Consider the following 16,953-nt stretch of genomic DNA (forward strand, 5'->3'; position numbering starts at 1 on the left):
TCCTTAGTCCTCGAAAATACGGTATTCATACGCCGTGAGCATCTCGTAGTCGGTTTTCAGCGCCTGATGCAGCCTGGCGTTCTCGATGGCGATGGCGCTTAGGTCTGCAATGGACTGAAGAAATTCCTTTTCCGCCGCATCGAACTCGCGCACGTCTCCGGCGTAGACCCGCAGCACGCCGATGGCCTTTCCGTCCACGGTAAGCGGGGCCACGGCCACGGCGTGGATGCCCTCTTCCCGGGCGGCCTCGGGATATTGGAAGCGCGGATCGGCGCAGGCGTCGGCGATGCACACCACGCCGCCGCCGAACAGGGCCTCGCGGTCCACCTCGCTTTTGGCCACTTCGACCGGGCCCTTGCGCAGGTAGTTGCGGCTTAAGCCATACGTCGCCCCGGCCCGCAGCATTTTTCCGGATTTGCCCAGAAGCCGCAGGGTGCAGCCCTTGGCGTCCATGGCCTTGGCCGTCTGCTCCACGATCTTTTCCAGGACGGTGGCGGGATCGAGGCTGGAATTGATGGCCGACACGGCCTCATGCAGTCCCCTGTAGAATCGCTCGTATCTGTCCATTGGTCATCCTCCTTGCCGACGAATCGGAAGTTGTCCGACATTTCGCCGGACGCGGCGACGGCGGTTTTGCCGTTGCGCCACAGGGCGTCCGGACGGCGTTTCCCTGAAACATGAAACGACCGGGCTCTCCCTGCGCAAAAAAACGGGAAAACGAAAGACCGGCCGTTTCTTCTATGAACTATTCGCGTCCGTATGGGAAGGGTGTCCGTGTGGCGTTTTCCCGGCAGGACGATGTCGGAGGAGGGACAACGGGAAAGGGCCGCCTTCCCCGGGGTCTTTTTCAGAAAGGGCACGAAGGGCGACGCGGATGCTGCGAAGCAGCGCCAGGGCGTCACCCACGGCGGCCCCGTCGCAATCCGGCAGCAACCCGGTGATGATGGCCGCCTCGTTTTTCCTGACGGCGGCCAGCCGGTCGCGGCCAACGTCGGTCAACACCATGCGCTTTGATCGTTTGTGGCGGGGATTGTCCACGAAGGCCGCCAGCCCCATGTCCCGCAATTCGTTGCACACGATCTGCACGCACTGGCGCGAAAGGCCCAGGGCGGCGGCCATATCCGGCACCGTGGCCGAATCCAGGCGGCCGAGCAGGTCCGCCACCCGGACCTGGGGCGTGCGCAGTCCGGAGCGTTCATGCACCGCGTCCATGCCCAGCGCCAGGAGATCCCGCAGGGCGAAAACCTCGCGAAAAAGGTCGTGCAGCCGCTCCCCCGGGCAGACAGTCGTCATGGGCGATATCCTTGGATCACAGCCACCGGCGGACGGAGCGCCGATAGGTTTCGTAATCCGATCCGAATCGTCGCGCCAGATACGCCTCCTCGCGCGGAATCACGTACAGCCCTAGAGAGAAGGCCATGGGCAGGACGGTCAAGACCATCCAGACGCTGCCCGCCGCCAGCCCCAGTCCGGCCAGCATGGCCAGAAAGCCCACATACATCGGGTTGCGGCTCCAGGCGTAGGCCCCGGTGGCGACAAGCATGCTCGCGGGGCGAATGGTCTTCACATTCACCCCGAGCCTGGTGAAAAGGGTATGCCCCCACATCATGAAGGCGAAGCCCGAACCGGCCAGGATCAGACCCGCCGCCAGCCCAAAAACCCGGGGCAGCCCGGGGACGGGCCACGGCGCAACCCAGTGGAGGACCACCCCGGCCAGGAGGCACACCAGAAAAATCCGGGGCGGCATGATGTACACCCCCGGGGAATCGGGGAGAGGGCTGGCTGAGGGCATGGTGGTATTCATTCTGATCTCCTTGGGCGACAGGTTGGGAGGAACCTCACATATGACAATAAACTTGTCAATATGACAATATTATTGTCGTACTTGGCGCCCTTCAAAACGCCGGGGATGCGTCGGCCCCCCGTCTTGACTCCCGGCGGGAGCGCGCCTACTATGTCCGAAATATCTTTTTTAGCTAAACTGTCCGGAGGGACCATGAAGACCGCCACCGCGACCGCGTTGAAAAACAATCTGGGGGAGGTCATGCAGGCTGTGGCCCTGGAGCCGGTGCGCATCACCAAGCAGGGCCGGGACTATGCCGTGATGCTGTCGATCACGGAATACGAGCGGCTGACCGCGCTTGAGGACGACTGGTGGGCGCAGCGGGCCAGGCAGGCCGAGGCCGAGGGCGGCTACCTGGGCGAAGAGGAAAGCATGACGTTTCTGACGGAGCGGCTGCGTGGCCTGTAAGCTGGACATGGGGCGCGAGGCCGCGAAATTTCTGGAGACGCTGCCGCCCAAACAGTTCCGGCAGGTGGTGTTGCGGATGTTTGAGCTTTTGCGCGAGCCGCTTGGGCCGGACACGTTGGCGCTGCGCGGGCACGCCGACTTCCGCCGGGCGGATATCGGGGAATATCGCATCATCTACCGCCAGGAGGCGGAGGTGGTGAGGGTGGCGCTGATCGGGAAGAGAAACGACGACGAGGTGTATCGGAGGTTCAAGAGATTGTAGATACTTTTACACCATAGAATTATATCGGTACAAACACAATGGACCATATCACATCGCTTTACCCTGGATCAATACTGATCTTTTTCAACAAAAAACATCGCTTCAAACCTGACCACACAGGTTGCAACACAATAGGAATACACATCGGAGACGACACAATATTACACATTGAGAACAATAAGCTGAAACGCACACCATATATAAATATAATTGGAACTTACGAGAAAGTCGAAATACTATTTAACGAAGCATCAGAAAAGTCAGCCAGAATATTACATTATTTCACAAACAATGCATACAATATTCACCTGTTCAATCTAGGAATACACGCAATAATACATGGCATAAACAAAATTCTATCTTCTGACTTGATAATGCCCAGGAAACAACATTCCTACTCTGATAAAAATTTTGATCAAACATGGATAAATTTTTTATCATTATTACGCCCATGCGATTTTATATTCACAAGAACTCATGGGAGCACTTTAAGCAGCATCATCGCTAATATCGATCAGGGTTTTTGGAGTCATGTTGGAATATATATTGGATCAAACCAAATTCATGAAGCACTCACAAGTGGCATCACTATTCGAAATATAACTGCGTATAAAAATAAAAAATACAGCATTGGGATATACAGACCAATTCAAATTGACGACTACCAACGAATACTGATGCTCGAAAAGTGCAGAAATACACTTGGACACGGATACAATTACCTTGGCGCTTTAATGCTTGGCTTAAAGACTATTTTTAAAATTAAAAGCGACACCCCCACCCCAAACGGAATAATATATAGCGGCGCTGTATATCCAATTTATTTCCTTTAACATAACCTGGAATCAGAGGCATTCATTCCTTATTCTTGCCTCGCCCCCCGCCCATCCTGTACCCTTGCCCCCATGCAACGCCCCGGCTTCACCTTCCTCGTCTGCCCGGACCCGGAAATGATCAAAAACCGCGTGGAGCGCCTGCTCGGCGAATCCGGCGAGGTCTTCACCCGCGAGGTCTTCCAGGGCGACGAGGAAATCCCCGCCGCCTTCTGGCGGGCGCTCACGGCCCCGTCCCTTTTCGCCGAACCCAAGGCCGTGATCCTGCGCCGGGCCGACTCCCTGCCCGAGGACTTCTGGCCCAAGCTCAAAGGCCCCCTGTCGGGTTTCGCCGCCCACGTCTGGCCCATGATCTGCCTGGAAAAGCCCTTCGGCAAAAAGGGGCCGACCTTCCCCAAGGCCCTCTCCACCCAGCCCTACTACCAGGTGGCCGAGAAACGCCGCTGGATATGGACCTCCCCAGGCCTCACCCGCCGGGACATGGCCCCCATGCTCAAAGATTGGGTCGCCTCGAAAAACCTGTCCTTCGCCCCCGGGGTGCTCGACGCCTTGGCCGCCGTGCTGCCCGAGGACATGGCCATGGCCGGGCGCGAGCTGGAAAAAATCGAGCTTTTGGCCCGCTCCCGCAGCGACGCGCCGCCTGCCGCCGACGACAAAACACCCCTGCCCGGACGCATCGAGCAGGCCGACCTGTCGCTTTTGGCCTATAGGCCGGGCATGGACGCCTTCGCGTTCCTCAACGCCTTTGCCAAGCGCGGCGCCGAGGCCGCCATCTGGCGCGAAATTTTTGAGCAAAGCCTGTCGCCCGAGGACATGATCTTCAAATTCCTGGGCCTTTTGCGCAGCGACGCCCGCCAGATGTGGCAAATCCACATGGGCGAGGCCGAGGCCGTACGCCTGCCGCCCTTCGTCAAGTCGCAAAAGGAGGCCATGGCCCGTCGCCTGGGCGCTCACGGCCTGACGCGCCTTTTCGACCTGGCCATGGAGGCCGAATTGGGCATCAAGTCCGGGTCGAGAAACCCGGATCAGGCCATGGAACTGCTGGCCGCAGAGCTTTTTTCCCTTTTTTCGCGATGAGAAACCGGGCTGCATCCCCATTTTTCCTTGTGTTCACCCCCTTTTTGCGTCACTTTCCAGATAACAAGGCCGGTTGCGGCCATGTTTTCCGGGGAGAAACCCTTGCCCGGGCGAGAAGCCATGCTTATTAAGGAAAGTCACCCCCATTACCACGGGCACCGCAAGCGGCTCAAAGAACGGCTGGCGGAAAATCCCCGGGGCCTTGCGGAATACGAGGTGTTGGAGCTGCTTTTGAGCTACGCCAACCCCCGCCGTGACAACAAACCCCTGGCCAAGGCCCTGCTTGAGCGTTTCGGCAGTCTGCGCGGGGTCTTTTCGGCCAGAGCGGCCGAATTGACCGCCGTGGACGGATTCGGCCAGGGCTATGCCCAGTTTTGGATGCTGTGGCGGGAGTTCTGGGCCCGGATCAACGAGGATCCGGTACGGAAACGGGCGGTCTTAAGCAGCCCCGACGTGGTGGCCCGCATGGCCATGGCCCGTCTGGGGTCGCTTGAGGACGAGGAATTCTGGCTGGCCCTGGTGGACAACAAAAACCGGCTCATCGGCTGGGAACAGGTCAGCAAGGGCACCGTGGACCAGACCGCCGTCTATCCCCGGGAGGTTTTGGCCCTGGCCCTTTTGCGCAAGGCCAGCGGGGTGATCCTGGTGCACAACCACCCGGGAAACGATCCCAAGCCCTCCCGGCAGGATGTGGAGCTCACCAAGCGCATCATCACCGCCGCCCGGGAAGTGGATTTGCGGGTTCTGGACCACCTAGTGGTCACGGAAAAAAGCTATTTCAGTTTCCAGTCCGAGGGCATGCTGTAGTTCGCCGCATGAATCTCGATCCTTCCGGGAGCGCCGCGCGGCCCGGAACATTCGGAGGGGACCATGGAAAAGAGCTTACATTGCATCGTCTCCGGGAAGGTGCAGGGCGTCTATTTTCGCGCCTTCGTCCAGGAGCAGGCCGATAGTCTGGGGCTTTGCGGCTGGGTGCGCAACCTGGCGGACGGCAAGGTGGAAGTGCTGGTCCAGGGGGCCGAAGAGGCCCAAAAGGCCCTCACCGAGCGTCTGTGGCAGGGACCGGCCCTGGCCCGGGTGGAGCATGTGGAGGCCAACCACATCGACTACGACAAGTCCTACCCGGGCTTCGCCATCCGCGGCTGAACCCGTCCCCGGCCCGTGGACGATAACCCGGCGCATCGCCCGCCGCAGGGTCCAGGCCGATGGACGCAGGCCTGTACGGGGAAACGCCGACTTTTTCGCAACATCCGCCCCCGGCGGCCCGCCGACGGGAGGCGATGGGGCGATTTTGGGTCGCAACGCGGGCCGCATGCCGCGTCGCGCCCCCCGTATGAGACGACCGAAAAAGGAGAAACCCGACTCATGAATGGTGAAAATACAACCCTTCCCGAGGATGGCGCGGCCCCGCAGGTCGCCCCCGAGGCCGCAGCAGCCACGGACACGCCGCCTGTGGACGAAAAGACCGGCCCGGGCGACGGGGAAAAGGCCCAGCTCGACATCCCCCTGGAGATGCCGGTTCTGCCCGTGCGCGACATTGTGGTCTTCAACTATATGATCCTGCCCCTTTTCGTGGGGCGCGACAAATCCGTGCAGGCCGTGGACGCGGCCTTAAGCGGCAACAGATACATCCTCATCCTGACCCAGAAGGACGAGAAGGTGGACGAACCGGGCCCGGACGACCTGCACGTCGTGGGCACCGTGGGCATGATCATGCGCATGCTGAAAATGCCCGACGGCCGCCTCAAGGTGCTGGTGCAGGGCCTGACCCGGGCCAGGGTCACGGAGTTCACCTCCACCGACCCCTTCCATCTGGCCAAGATCGAGGTGCTGGAGGAGCGCGACGTCAAGGAGATCACCCTGGAGCAGGAGGCCATGATGCGCGCCGCCCGCGAGCAGAGCGAGAAAATCCTGTCGCTGCGCGGCATCGCCACGGCGGACATCATGTCCGTCTTAAACAGCGTCAACGAGCCCGGCCGCCTGGCCGACCTCATCGCCTCCAATCTGCGCATGCGCGTGGACGAGGCCCAAAAGATCCTCGAATGCGAGGATCCCATCGAGCGCATGCATCTGGTGAACAACCAGCTGGTCAAGGAGGTCGAGGTGGCCTCCATGCAGGCCAAGATCCAGAACATGGCCAAGGAAGGCATGGACAAGGCCCAGAAGGACTTCTTTTTGCGCGAGCAGATGAAGGCCATCCGCAAGGAACTGGGCGAGGCCGAAGACGAAGACGACGAGATGGAGGGGCTCAGGAAGTCCCTGGACAAGGCGGGCATGCCCAAAGAGGTCAAAAAAGAGGCGGACAAGCAGTTAAAACGCCTGACCGGCATGCATCCCGATTCCTCCGAGGCCTCGGTGATCCGCACCTACCTGGACTGGATGGCCGAACTGCCCTGGAAAAAGCTGTCCCGGGACCAGCTCGACATCAAGGAGGCCAAGCGCATCCTGGACGAGGACCACTATGACCTGGACAAGGTCAAGGAGCGCATCCTCGAATACTTGAGCGTGCGCAAGCTCAACCCCGGCATGAAAGGGCCGATCCTGTGCTTCGTGGGGCCTCCCGGCGTGGGCAAGACCTCGCTCGGGCGGTCCATCGCCCGGGCCTTAAAACGCAAGTTCGTGCGCATGTCCCTGGGCGGCATGCGCGACGAGGCCGAGATACGCGGCCACCGGCGGACCTACATCGGGTCCATGCCCGGGCGCATCGTGCAGAGCATCAAGCAGGCCGGGACCAGAAACCCGGTGATCATGCTGGACGAGATCGACAAGGTGGGCACGGATTTCCGGGGCGACCCGTCCTCGGCGCTCCTTGAGGTGCTGGACCCGGAGCAGAACTTCTCCTTCTCCGACCATTACTTAAACGTGCCCTTCGACCTGTCCAAGGTGATGTTCATCTGTACGGCCAACATCCTGGACACCATCCCGGCGGCGCTTTTGGACCGCATGGAGATCATCCGCCTGCCCGGCTACACCGAGCAGGAGAAGGTGCATATCGCCAAACGCTTCATCCTGCCCCGCCAGGTCCAGGAAAACGGCCTGAAAAAGACCGACATGGTCCTGTCCGACCAGGTGCTGTCCCAGATCATCCGGGACTATACCCGGGAGGCGGGGCTGCGCAACCTGGAGCGCGAGGTGGGCTCGGTGTGCCGCAAGCTGGCCCGGCGCAAGGCCGAGGGCGAGAAGCCGCCGTTTCGCATCACGGCCAAGGCCCTGGTGAAGCTTCTGGGACAGCCCCGGCACCTGGACGAGGAGCACGAAAAGGTGCTGCCGCCCGGGGTGGCCGTGGGGTTGGCCTGGACGCCGGTTGGCGGCGAGATCCTGCACATCGAGGTGGCCACCATGCCCGGCAAGGGCCAGTTGCACCTGACGGGCAAGCTTGGGGACGTGATGAAGGAATCCGCCCAGGCCGCCCTGTCCTACGCCCGGTCCAAGGCCAGAGAGCTTGGGCTCGACCCGGATTTCACCGAGAAGCTGGACATCCATGTGCACGTGCCCTCGGGGGCCACGCCCAAGGACGGCCCCTCGGCGGGCGTGACCCTGGTCACGGCGCTCATTTCCGCCCTGACCAACACCCCGGTGTGCCACGACGTGGCCATGACCGGGGAAATCACCCTGCGCGGCAGGGTTCTGCCCGTGGGCGGCGTCAAGGAGAAGATCCTGGCCGCCGTGGCGGCCGGGATGACCCGGGTGATCATCCCCAAGCGCAACGAAAAGGATCTGGAAGAGATTCCCAAGGAGCTTCGGGCCAAGATCGTGGTGCAGCCCGTGGAGCACATGGACGAGATATGGCCCCTGGCCTGCTCCCGGCCCGAGCCGAAGGACGCCGCATCGTAAGCGGCGCGCCTGATCCGCTGAAAACGAAAGGCCCGGACGAACGTCCGGGCCTTTTTTCATGACGGGGCCGGGTTAAAACCAGGGCTTGTGGCCGTCGACGTACACCCGCCGGAACTCCTCGTCGGATTTGCTGATGTACATGAAGCATTCCACAAGCGAAATCAGCCCGATGATCATGGACGGGATTCCGGCCAGGATGAACCCGAGCAGGAAAACGAGCAGCATGATCAGGCCCTGCTTCTTGTAGCCCAGATAGAACTTGTGAATCCCAAAGCCCCCGAGGAAAAAGGCCAGAAGCGCGGCGATGACCTTGTTGGGCCCGGCGTTCGTCCCGGAGGCCAGGAAATAAATCTCGGACGCCGCGCCATCCTTGCCGACAAAATCCACCTCGGCCCCGGCCACGGGCGAGGCCCCCGCCTTCCACTCCGCCAGGGTGAAGGGATATCTGTTGCCGTCATCCCCGGAAATGATGCCCGATCTTGCGGAACCATCCCAACTGAGCACGCGTCCTTTCATTGTCGTCTCCTCGGGTTTTGCGAAACCTGTTTCGGTTCGCCGCCGACACCGCCTCGGGTGCGCGGCATGATCCGTCGCAGCCCCTACGCCCCGGCCACGGGTGCAAACCGGGCGTCGCGCTCAACCGGCGTGAAACCGGCCATGACAATGGCCTGGCGCAGTTGCGCGGCCGTCAGCCCCTTGGGGGTGTCGGCCCCGGCGGCATGCCCCACCCGCTCCTCGATCAGGGTGCCGTCGAAGTCGTCGGCCCCGGCCCACAGGGCCATCTGGGCGGCCTTGATCCCGGCCATGACCCAGTAGGCCTTCAGATTCGGGATGTTGTCCAGGTAGAGCCGGGAGATGGCCATGGTGCGCAGGTAGTCGGCCCCGCCCGGTCCCCGGGCCGACAGGGCGTTGTTGCCCGGCTGGTAGGGCAGCGGGATGAAGCACAAAAAACCGCCGGTCTTGTCCTGCAACGTGCGCAGGGCGTCAAGGTGGTCGATGCGGTCGGCGAAGGTCTCGATGTGCCCGAAGAGCATGGTGGCGTTGGTGTTCATGCCCAGGCCGTGGGCCGTCTCATGGACCGACAGCCAACGCTCGCCGGAGATCTTTTCGGGGCAGAGTTTCGCCCGCAGCGCCGGGGAGAACACCTCGGCCCCGCCCCCGGGCAGCATGAGCAGTCCGGCCTGCATCAGGGCGGTGAGGATGTCCGCCTCGCTGCGGCCCTCCACATCGGCCAGATGCGCCACCTCCACGGCGGTGAAGGCCTTGATCCCGGCCTCGGGCCGCTCCTCGGCCACGGCCTGCAAAAGCTCCACGTAATACGAAAAGGGCAGCTTGGGATTTAGGCCCCCCACGATGTGCGTCTCGCGCACGGTCTGATCGCGTTTGGCGTGGACCATGGCCCGTATCTCGGCCACGGTGTGGGTCACGGCGTCCGGGCTGCCCGGGCGCTTGCCGAAGGCGCAGAACCGGCAGGCGTTGACGCACTCGTTGGTGAAGTTGATGTGCTGGTTGAAGACGTAATAGGCGGACCGGCCGTGGCGGCGCAGGCGGTCGGCCATGGCTGCGGCGCACAGGTCGTGCAGGCTGGCCTGATCGGCCAGGGTCATGGCCTCGTCGCGGGTCAGCCTGCGTCCGGGAAGCTCGTCGAGGATGCGGCGCGCGGCCGCAGTGGTTTCGTGCATGGCGTTGCAATTCGCTGTTTGGCGGGTTACTGATTGATGCCGTGTGGTGCGGCATAGCTTTTTTTCCGACGCCACGCCAGTCCCGACACCCCGTGAGGCGTCCGGGCCATCATATGCCTTGCCGTCACGGCGGAAAAGGGAAGGAGCGTAAGGGAGATGCCCGTCCAAAAAACCATGCCCGTTCCGGATGCGCTCCTGGCGGCATGCCTGATCCTTCTCGCCGCCCTCCTGGCCGCGTCGGCCCCGGCCTTCGCAGCCCCGGCCTCCGGCTCGGACCCCATCGCCTCCCTGCAGCAGTTTTTCAAGGGCCAGGAGGGGAAAAGCTCGGCCCCGGCCATCGACTTCGAGGTGGTGGGCGGATTCGCCGACATCACCACCGGGTCCAAAGACAGCTCCGGCCGCTATTTCCTGGCCGCCAGCCACATCACCCGCTTATCCGGCGACATCTACCGCCTGGACTTGGCCTTTTCCAAAAAGATGGAACAGGACATCATGGATTTTTCCCCGGCCTACTACTTCACCGAAAACCGCAGCTATTATTTCTGGTACAACAACGGCGACCGCATCGTCATAAAGGTCGGGGCCTCCCAGGCCGCCATCCCCATAGCCCGCAAGGAAATCACCCGCGTGGACATCCAGTCCATGGACACCTACAGCGTGGATCGGCAGAAGCTCTTCAAGGATCTGACCTTCACCGACGGCAACACGGCCATCAGCCTTCAGATACGGTTCAAATGACGTACACTGTACCCTTTGTTCCCTGCTCCTGGACGCACGCCACAGGAGGCGACACGCTTTCGCCGAGCCAGCGGGGTCTGGCCGGTCGTGGCGGCAGGGGAGAAAAGACGCCGGTTGGACGACGTTTGCACGGCATTTTTCCGCAACATGCCGCAGCGTTGCCAAAAACCGGTATGGGCTTCCGCAGTGTCTTTTTCTCGGAAACCTTTCGGCACGAGGCAGGCTCACCCCATGTTACGACGAATCCTTACTTTTTTTCGACCCAAACGAACCTCTACAGGCGTACGGCAACTCCTTGAAGATGCCGCTGCACAACGGGCCATCTTCCGCATCGAGGCAGGCGAAGGATCGGAAGACCGGCGCTATTTCATAGCCGCCGAGGTCACGCCCGACGGCATCGAACTGGAGCCCAAAGGGTTGCGGCTGGACAACCTGCGCCACTGGCAGGGCCAAAGCTTCCCGTTCCGGTTCATCCTGTGCTCCCGCGACTGCGGACGCACCCAGCTTTTCGAGTTCTCGTCCCGGGTTTTGTCCGTCGCCCCCCGACAGGGACGGCTGGCCATCGCCCTGCCGAACATCGTCAAATCCCTGGAACGCCGCCAGAACGTGCGCATCACCCTGCAGATGCGGCACATGCCCCGCCTGGGCATCTGGCCGGTGATCGGAGGCGGCGGCAAGGCCTCGCCACGCATCATGTCCCGCCCCATCCTGGACGTCTCTCCGAACCATTCCAGCATCGGCCTGACCATCCGCAACCTCTCCAGCGGCGGCATGCGCCTGTCCTTCAGCAAGTCCGACTTCTCCTCCAACGAGGTCCATCTGGAGCCGGGCAAGCGCCTGCTCCTGGAATTGAGCTTCGCGGGCAAGGCCTTCGACACCCGCCACCTGTTCCGGATCATCTCCTGCGTGCGCAACGTGATGCCGGGCCAGGGCGGCCGGATCGAGGTGGGGGTGCACTTTCTGGCCCTGCACCAGGAGGGGAAGAAACCGGCCTGGAAAAACGTGGAACAGGGCGGCGTGGACGCCATCGGCCGCCTGGTGCACCAGTTTCAGGTGGAGTATTACAAGGAGATCAAAAAACGCCTGGACGGGATGCCTGCCCAGGGGCCGCCCAAAATTTCCAAGGCCTCGTGATCCCGGGCGGCGGCGCGGGCAAGTCCCCGCCGGGAATCGACGCCCGGTTCTTCACCGGAGCCTGCACGGCCCACGGCGCCATGGCGTGTTCCCCGGGGACCACGGCCGCCCCGGGAACACGCCATGGTTTCCGGGAAACCCCGCTCAGAGCTTGCGCCGCCAAGCCAGAAGGGCCGCCAGCCCCGTCAGGGGGTACAGGGGCCAATACACCCCGGAGGCAAGCGACCACACCGCCGCTGCGGCCAAAAGCAGGGACACAACCCAGGCAAGCCCCAGTTTTCCCCATACGGACGCTCGCCCACCGCCGAGAAGCGACAGGAATACGCCCGAATCGCGGCCAGGGCCGGGCTCCGTCCGGCCTTCCCGACGGTCATCAGCCCCGCTGGCCCCCGCCGCCGCAGCCTCGCCGCCGGGTTCCGGCTCCGTGCGCTCCCGGGAGCGCAGCTTGTGCCCGCAGGCCAGGCAGAACCGCAGGTCGTCATCGTTTTCCGCGCCGCATCTGTTGCAGATCATGAATGCATCCCAAAGGGCCATCCCCTGCCCGCATCCGGACATTGACTTTTTCAAAGCCGAGCATAGGCTTTCAGGTTACAAAGCGATAGTCCGGCGACGGCTGCTTTTTTGGCCGCGCAATCGGCCTTCCCCCCTAAAAAGCCCAACGAGGAGAACCATGGCCACGATCTGCCCCCTGCGAAGCGTCTCGGTCAACCCGGTGTGTTGCAACGGCTGCGGCACATGCGCCGAGATGGCTCCGGAAATCTTCCGGATGGACCCCCTGACCGAAAAACCCGTGGTCCTGTGCGACGACTGTCCCGAGGAAGACGCCTTGCGGGCCCAGGCCTATTGCCCCCACGACTGCATCGAGGTGGACTGATGGGCCGGGCGTCTCCCCGGCGGCGGCGCAAGGCCCGGCCGTCCGACTCAGGGCTTTCTAACAGCCTGGATTCATGTTAGACTTTCTAAAACGATCGTACCCCTGCGTCCGGAACGGTCCTGGCGACGGGGTGCGGAGGAAAAAACCGGGCTGCATGTCTTTTTTCGCCCCCCGGGCCGCGCGCAGCGCGCACCACCGCATCCTCCCCATTGCGGCGGCATCCACGTGCCACGCCGCGTCCCCCTCTCCCGCCGCCTCGCGCCTTTGCCCGCGCCCCCAACCGACACAAGGAGTCTCGCCGTGTCCTTAAAGAACATGGGCTTCTCGAAAAAACTGGGTTTCGGATTCGGCATCGTCCTCGTCCTGTCCCTGGCCTCCCTGGCCGTGGTCACCTCCATTTCCCACAGGATGGCCGCGGCCACGGAGGCCGCCGTGCGGGTCTATCGGACCATCGAGGTGCAAAACGCCCTGGCCGGGGGACTCTTGGACATGGAAAGCGGGGTGCGGGGCTTTGCCCTGACCGGGCTGGATGATTTCCTGATCCCCTACACCGAGGGCAAAAAACGCTTCGAGGAGAGCCTGGCCCTGCTCACGGGCGAGGCCGCCGGGGACGAATCCAAAAAGGAGCTTCTGAAACAACTGGCCGGGCAATGCGCCGCCTGGATCAAGGAGGAGGCCGATCCCCTGGTCAAGGAACGCAAGGCCTCGGGGTCGAGTGGGGATTTAAGCGCCGTGATGCAGATCATGGCCCTGTCCGGGGGCAAGGAGATCATGGACGGCATGCGCGGCATCCTGGGGCAGATGGCCTCGGAACAGGCGGCCCTGCTCGAATCCCGTCGGACCCAGGCCGACGCCCTGGGCCGAACCACGGACATGGTCACGGCCTTGGCCGGGATCGGGGTTTTGGTGCTCGGGATCCTGGTGGCCGTGATCATCGTGCGCGGCGTGACCCGGCCGGTGGCCGCCACAGTGGCCTTCATGGGAGAGGTGGAAAAAGGGAATTTCGACGCCAGCCTGGCCGTAGCCCAAAAAGACGAAATCGGCGTCCTGGCCGGGGGCCTGATCCGGATGATCGCGCTTTTGCGGGACAAGATCGCCGAAGCCGAGGAAAAAAGCCGACAGGCCGGGGAACACGCCCGACTGGCCCGGGAGGCCGTGGAACGGGCCGAGGAGGAGGGCCGCCGGGCCGAGGCCGCCCGGGCCGCCACCCTGGACGTGGCCGGACGCCTGGGCCAGGTGGTGGATCTTCTGGCCGCGTCCTCGGAGGAACTGGCCGAGACCATCGACCACACCACCCGGGGCGCCTCCAGGCAGACCGAGCGCACCGGCGAGACGGCCACGGCCATGGAGCAGATGACCGCCACGGTGAACGAGGTGGCCAAAAACGCCTCGGAGGCGGCCCGCATGTCGGACGAGACCCGGCATACGGCCATGGGCGGCTCCACGGTGGTGGAGGGGGTGGTGGCCGCCATCACGGACATCCAGCAGCGCACCCGGTCCCTGACCGAAAACATGGCCGCCCTGGGACGGCAGGCCGAGGATATCGGCCAGATCATGGGCGTCATCGGCGACATCGCCGACCAGACCAACCTTCTGGCCCTCAATGCCGCCATTGAGGCCGCCCGGGCGGGCGAGGCCGGACGCGGGTTTGCGGTTGTGGCCGACGAGGTCCGCAAGCTGGCCGAAAAGACCATGACCGCCACGGCCGAGGTGGGCCGGGCCATCACCGGCATCCAGCAGGAGGCGCGCCAGAGCATCGCCAGCGTGGACGAGACAGCCCGGGCCATCGACACGGCTACGAGCATGGCCAAGGAGTCCGGGGGGGCCATGGGCCAGATCGTGGCCCTGGCCGACGACACATCCCGGCAGGTAGCCTCCATCGCCACGGCGGCTGAAGAGCAGTCGGCGTCGAGCGAACAGATCGGCCGGGCCGTGGGCGACCTGGAGCACATCGCCGCAGAGATCGCCCAGACCATGGACCGCTCCGAGGCCGCCGTGCGGGAGCTCTCCGAACGGGCCAGGGACATCCGGGAGCTTATCCGGGAGATGCAGGGCCAGGAAAACCGGCTGGCGGCGTAGGCGAGAGCCGCCCCGGGATCACGTCGTAAGCTGCAACCGGACCAGTTCGTCCAGGATGGCCACCAGATGGCCGCAGGCCCCGCCCACCCCCGGCGGCGGCCCGAACAGCCCATGGCGTTCCTTGGCCAGGGCCGCCTCGGGCACGGCCTCGCGGTCGAAGCGGGACAGGGTGGCGGCCAGCCGCTCGGAGAGGAAATAGTCCGTGACCCCGTCGTGAAACCGGCCCATGCCCGCCGCAAACCGCTCCCCGTGCTCCCGCCAGAAGGCCTCGGCCCGGGACCTGGACGGGCCCGAGGCGGCCTGATGGGCCATGGCCCGCAGGTTGCTCACGGCAAACCCCGGGGTTCCCGGCCGCCAGCCCAGAAGCCACGGATTGCGGCGAAAAAGCAGACGGTGGGCGATGCCCAGGTCGATGACCGCATCAAGCAGACGCGCGGCCCGGTCCAGGCCGTCGCCCCCGAACCGGCGCGGCTCGGCATCCGGAACCCAGGCGGGCACGGCAAAAGGCGGCGCAGCCGGAGGGCTTTGGCCGGTCAAAACGGCCAGGATGTGGAAAAGCCAGGCGTTGGCCTGGGGCGAATCCGGGGTCTCCAGGTGGGCGTGGGACAAGACGACCCGGCCCCGGCCGAAGCGCCCGGCCAGGATGCATGGTCCGGCCCCCAGAAATTCCGGCCCGAACCCCAGCCCGAACCGCTCCCGCCAGGAATCCAGGGTCGCCTGGGGAAACCCGGCCACGGCCAGGTCGGCCAGCATGAAATCCGGCCCCGGCCCGTCGTAGGCCGCCAGGATTCCGTCGGCCACGGCCTCCGCCAGGGGCGGCGCGAACCGGGCCGGCCACCACACCGGGACCAGGGGGCGAGCGGGCAGCCAATCCGGAACCAGGGGAGAGCCCCGATCCGGGGCCACACCCACATGGCCGCTTATGAAATGCTTGAGCCGGTTCGTGAATCCGGCCCGACGCCAGGGGCACAGGGACAGGCCGTCGGGATCGGACAGGGCCAGTCCCGCGCCGCCGCAGATGCCAAGGTACGCGCCGCCTGCGGCCACAAAACGGCGCACGGCGTCAACGCCCTCCGCCCCCAGGGCCTCCAGCTTTTTTTTGGCGAATCCGCCGGGAACGGCCAGAAGCCGGGGGGGCGCGTCGCCGCCCAAAAGCTGCGGCACATCCCGGCCGCGTACCAGGACGAAGGGAATTCCCGAAAAGGACAGGGCGCGATGCAATAAAAGCCCCCACAGGTGGGAATGGTCCCACAAAAGGGCGATGGCGGCGGGGGGCGCGGAGGTCATGGGCCAAGGCTACCAGGGGGCCGCCGCCGAGGCAAGACGCCGAAAGCCCGCCCGATTCCCCTTGCCTCTGCGTGTTTTCGACGTTATAGGGGATTAATACAGCAACCCAGACGTGTGCAACCTTGAGGTGAAACAGGAGTCTTTGACATGAACCAACCGTATCGCACCATGGAATCGACCCGCGCCAGGGCCGAGGTCGTCAATGCCTTCATGCGCGGCGTCTACGCCTGGATGTGCATGGGACTTGGCGTCACCGCCGTGGCCGCGCTTTTTACCATAAGCACCCCGGCCATCGCCCAGGTGGTGCTCGGCAACCAGATCGTGTTCTTCGGGCTGATCATCGCCGAACTGGGCTTGGTCGTGGGCCTGAGCGCCGCCATAAACCGGCTGTCCAGCGGCGCGGCCAGCGGCATGTTTCTGCTCTACAGCGCACTGAACGGCCTGACGCTGTCGGCCATTTTCCTGACCTACAGCCAGACGGCCATCTTCAACGCCTTCGTGGTCAGCGCGGGCATGTTCGGGGCCATGAGCGTCTACGGCCTGGTCACCAAGAAGGATCTGACCTCCTGGGGCAGCTTCCTGTTCATGGGACTTATCGGCATCATCATCGCCTCGGTGGTGAACATCTTCACCAAGAGCGCGGCCATGGACTTCGTCATCTCCTGCGTGGGCGTGCTGGTCTTCCTGGGGCTGACCGCCTACGACACCCAGAAGCTGCGGGTCATGGGCGAGACCGCCCCGGCGGACGACGCCACGGCCGTGCGGCGGGGAACCATCCTCGGGGCCCTGACCCTCTACCTGGATTTTATCAACCTCTTCCTCATGTTGCTGCGGCTTTTCGGCTCCAGCCGCGACTAACCCGGACACCCAGGACCATCCGCCGGGGGGGCCTTGCCCAAGGT

The 16,953-nt window shown here is 63.7% G+C and carries 19 protein-coding genes; 12 read left to right on the forward strand and 7 right to left on the reverse strand.

Annotated elements, in window-relative coordinates:
* Positions 1-3 precede the first annotated feature (3 nt).
* The 3 genes from GD606_RS09070 to GD606_RS09080 form a co-directional block, all read right to left on the reverse strand.
* Positions 4-567, reverse strand: a complete 564-nt coding sequence (locus tag GD606_RS09070; protein WP_163301230.1) for a GAF domain-containing protein — start codon at positions 565-567, stop codon at positions 4-6.
* Positions 568-738: 171 nt separating this feature from the next.
* On the reverse strand, positions 739-1,293 hold the full coding sequence (locus GD606_RS09075; RefSeq protein WP_163301229.1) for a MarR family winged helix-turn-helix transcriptional regulator: 555 nt from the start codon (positions 1,291-1,293) through the stop codon (positions 739-741).
* Positions 1,294-1,309: 16 nt separating this feature from the next.
* Complete coding sequence (locus tag GD606_RS09080) at positions 1,310-1,804, reverse strand: methyltransferase family protein (protein WP_163301228.1); 495 nt, start codon at positions 1,802-1,804, stop codon at positions 1,310-1,312.
* 192 nt (positions 1,805-1,996) lie between these two features.
* On the opposite strand from GD606_RS09080, the gene GD606_RS09085 reads away from it, so the two are divergent.
* From GD606_RS09085 to lon, 7 genes are all read left to right on the forward strand, one after another.
* Complete coding sequence (locus GD606_RS09085; protein ID WP_163301227.1) at positions 1,997-2,251, forward strand: type II toxin-antitoxin system Phd/YefM family antitoxin; 255 nt, start codon at positions 1,997-1,999, stop codon at positions 2,249-2,251.
* A complete protein-coding gene (locus tag GD606_RS09090) occupies positions 2,241-2,513 on the forward strand; it encodes a type II toxin-antitoxin system RelE family toxin (protein ID WP_211922105.1) in 273 nt (90 codons plus the stop codon). The genes GD606_RS09085 and GD606_RS09090 overlap by 11 nt, the downstream gene beginning before the upstream one ends.
* A 38-nt stretch (positions 2,514-2,551) precedes the next feature.
* Complete coding sequence (locus GD606_RS09095) at positions 2,552-3,346, forward strand: C40 family peptidase (protein ID WP_163301226.1); 795 nt, start codon at positions 2,552-2,554, stop codon at positions 3,344-3,346.
* A gap of 117 nt (positions 3,347-3,463) precedes the next feature.
* On the forward strand, positions 3,464-4,423 hold the full coding sequence (locus tag GD606_RS09100; protein WP_246299035.1) for a DNA polymerase III subunit delta: 960 nt from the start codon (positions 3,464-3,466) through the stop codon (positions 4,421-4,423).
* 120 nt (positions 4,424-4,543) lie between these two features.
* Positions 4,544-5,230, forward strand: coding sequence for a RadC family protein (gene radC / locus GD606_RS09105; RefSeq protein WP_163301224.1), 687 nt, complete (start codon positions 4,544-4,546; stop codon positions 5,228-5,230).
* A gap of 63 nt (positions 5,231-5,293) precedes the next feature.
* Positions 5,294-5,569 (forward strand): acylphosphatase, encoded by a 276-nt coding sequence (locus GD606_RS09110; protein ID WP_163301223.1) that lies wholly within the window; start codon positions 5,294-5,296, stop codon positions 5,567-5,569.
* A gap of 219 nt (positions 5,570-5,788) precedes the next feature.
* Positions 5,789-8,257, forward strand: a complete 2,469-nt coding sequence (lon, locus tag GD606_RS09115; protein WP_163301222.1) for an endopeptidase La — start codon at positions 5,789-5,791, stop codon at positions 8,255-8,257.
* Between the two features lie 72 nt (positions 8,258-8,329).
* Here the strand turns inward: lon and GD606_RS09120 are convergent, their stop codons facing one another.
* Both GD606_RS09120 and GD606_RS09125 read right to left on the reverse strand, forming a co-directional pair.
* Entirely contained in the window at positions 8,330-8,773 is a 444-nt protein-coding gene (locus GD606_RS09120) for a TM2 domain-containing protein (RefSeq protein ID WP_163301221.1), read from the reverse strand.
* 83 nt (positions 8,774-8,856) lie between these two features.
* Positions 8,857-9,939 (reverse strand): CofH family radical SAM protein, encoded by a 1,083-nt coding sequence (locus GD606_RS09125; protein WP_163301220.1) that lies wholly within the window; start codon positions 9,937-9,939, stop codon positions 8,857-8,859.
* A 156-nt stretch (positions 9,940-10,095) separates the two neighbouring features.
* Here GD606_RS09125 and GD606_RS09130 point away from each other — a divergent pair, with 156 nt between their 5' ends.
* Both GD606_RS09130 and GD606_RS09135 read left to right on the forward strand, forming a co-directional pair.
* Entirely contained in the window at positions 10,096-10,677 is a 582-nt protein-coding gene (locus tag GD606_RS09130) for a hypothetical protein (RefSeq protein ID WP_163301219.1), read from the forward strand.
* A 231-nt stretch (positions 10,678-10,908) separates the two neighbouring features.
* Positions 10,909-11,811 carry a PilZ domain-containing protein gene (locus GD606_RS09135; RefSeq protein ID WP_163301218.1) on the forward strand — a complete coding sequence of 301 codons (903 nt, stop codon included), beginning with the start codon at positions 10,909-10,911 and terminating at the stop codon, positions 11,809-11,811.
* A gap of 144 nt (positions 11,812-11,955) precedes the next feature.
* On the opposite strand, the gene GD606_RS09140 is transcribed toward GD606_RS09135, so the two are convergent.
* Complete coding sequence (locus tag GD606_RS09140; RefSeq protein ID WP_163301217.1) at positions 11,956-12,324, reverse strand: zinc ribbon domain-containing protein; 369 nt, start codon at positions 12,322-12,324, stop codon at positions 11,956-11,958.
* 157 nt (positions 12,325-12,481) lie between these two features.
* Here GD606_RS09140 and GD606_RS09145 point away from each other — a divergent pair, with 157 nt between their 5' ends.
* Together GD606_RS09145 and GD606_RS09150 are read left to right on the forward strand one after the other, a co-directional pair.
* The gene (locus GD606_RS09145) at positions 12,482-12,685 is read left to right on the forward strand and encodes a ferredoxin (RefSeq protein WP_163301216.1); all 204 of its coding nucleotides are present in this window, start codon (positions 12,482-12,484) and stop codon (positions 12,683-12,685) included.
* 300 nt (positions 12,686-12,985) lie between these two features.
* Entirely contained in the window at positions 12,986-14,764 is a 1,779-nt protein-coding gene (locus GD606_RS09150; RefSeq protein ID WP_163301215.1) for a methyl-accepting chemotaxis protein, read from the forward strand.
* An 18-nt stretch (positions 14,765-14,782) separates the two neighbouring features.
* On the opposite strand, the gene GD606_RS09155 is transcribed toward GD606_RS09150, so the two are convergent.
* Positions 14,783-16,051 (reverse strand): BPL-N domain-containing protein, encoded by a 1,269-nt coding sequence (locus tag GD606_RS09155; RefSeq protein ID WP_163301214.1) that lies wholly within the window; start codon positions 16,049-16,051, stop codon positions 14,783-14,785.
* A gap of 147 nt (positions 16,052-16,198) precedes the next feature.
* Here GD606_RS09155 and GD606_RS09160 point away from each other — a divergent pair, with 147 nt between their 5' ends.
* Positions 16,199-16,909, forward strand: a complete 711-nt coding sequence (locus GD606_RS09160) for a Bax inhibitor-1/YccA family protein (RefSeq protein WP_163301213.1) — start codon at positions 16,199-16,201, stop codon at positions 16,907-16,909.
* Positions 16,910-16,953 lie beyond the last annotated feature (44 nt).

Source organism: Desulfolutivibrio sulfodismutans DSM 3696, assembly GCF_013376455.1.
GTDB classification, from domain to species: domain Bacteria; phylum Desulfobacterota; class Desulfovibrionia; order Desulfovibrionales; family Desulfovibrionaceae; genus Desulfolutivibrio; species Desulfolutivibrio sulfodismutans.

Bases quoted from the DNA above. Each gene is read 5' to 3' on its own strand.
- GD606_RS09070 (WP_163301230.1), bottom strand. From the start codon at position 567: ATGGACAGATACGAGCGATTCTACAGGGGACTGCATGAGGCCGTGTCG.
- GD606_RS09075 (WP_163301229.1), bottom strand. From the start codon at position 1,293: ATGACGACTGTCTGCCCGGGGGAGCGGCTGCACGACCTTTTTCGCGAG.
- GD606_RS09080 (WP_163301228.1), bottom strand. From the start codon at position 1,804: ATGAATACCACCATGCCCTCAGCCAGCCCTCTCCCCGATTCCCCGGGG.
- GD606_RS09085 (WP_163301227.1), top strand. From the start codon at position 1,997: ATGAAGACCGCCACCGCGACCGCGTTGAAAAACAATCTGGGGGAGGTC.
- GD606_RS09095 (WP_163301226.1), top strand. From the start codon at position 2,552: ATGGACCATATCACATCGCTTTACCCTGGATCAATACTGATCTTTTTC.
- GD606_RS09100 (WP_246299035.1), top strand. From the start codon at position 3,464: ATGATCAAAAACCGCGTGGAGCGCCTGCTCGGCGAATCCGGCGAGGTC.
- radC (WP_163301224.1), top strand. From the start codon at position 4,544: ATGCTTATTAAGGAAAGTCACCCCCATTACCACGGGCACCGCAAGCGG.
- GD606_RS09110 (WP_163301223.1), top strand. From the start codon at position 5,294: ATGGAAAAGAGCTTACATTGCATCGTCTCCGGGAAGGTGCAGGGCGTC.
- lon (WP_163301222.1), top strand. From the start codon at position 5,789: ATGAATGGTGAAAATACAACCCTTCCCGAGGATGGCGCGGCCCCGCAG.
- GD606_RS09120 (WP_163301221.1), bottom strand. From the start codon at position 8,773: ATGAAAGGACGCGTGCTCAGTTGGGATGGTTCCGCAAGATCGGGCATC.
- GD606_RS09125 (WP_163301220.1), bottom strand. From the start codon at position 9,939: ATGCACGAAACCACTGCGGCCGCGCGCCGCATCCTCGACGAGCTTCCC.
- GD606_RS09130 (WP_163301219.1), top strand. From the start codon at position 10,096: ATGCCCGTCCAAAAAACCATGCCCGTTCCGGATGCGCTCCTGGCGGCA.
- GD606_RS09135 (WP_163301218.1), top strand. From the start codon at position 10,909: ATGTTACGACGAATCCTTACTTTTTTTCGACCCAAACGAACCTCTACA.
- GD606_RS09140 (WP_163301217.1), bottom strand. From the start codon at position 12,324: ATGATCTGCAACAGATGCGGCGCGGAAAACGATGACGACCTGCGGTTC.
- GD606_RS09145 (WP_163301216.1), top strand. From the start codon at position 12,482: ATGGCCACGATCTGCCCCCTGCGAAGCGTCTCGGTCAACCCGGTGTGT.
- GD606_RS09155 (WP_163301214.1), bottom strand. From the start codon at position 16,051: ATGACCTCCGCGCCCCCCGCCGCCATCGCCCTTTTGTGGGACCATTCC.
- GD606_RS09160 (WP_163301213.1), top strand. From the start codon at position 16,199: ATGAACCAACCGTATCGCACCATGGAATCGACCCGCGCCAGGGCCGAG.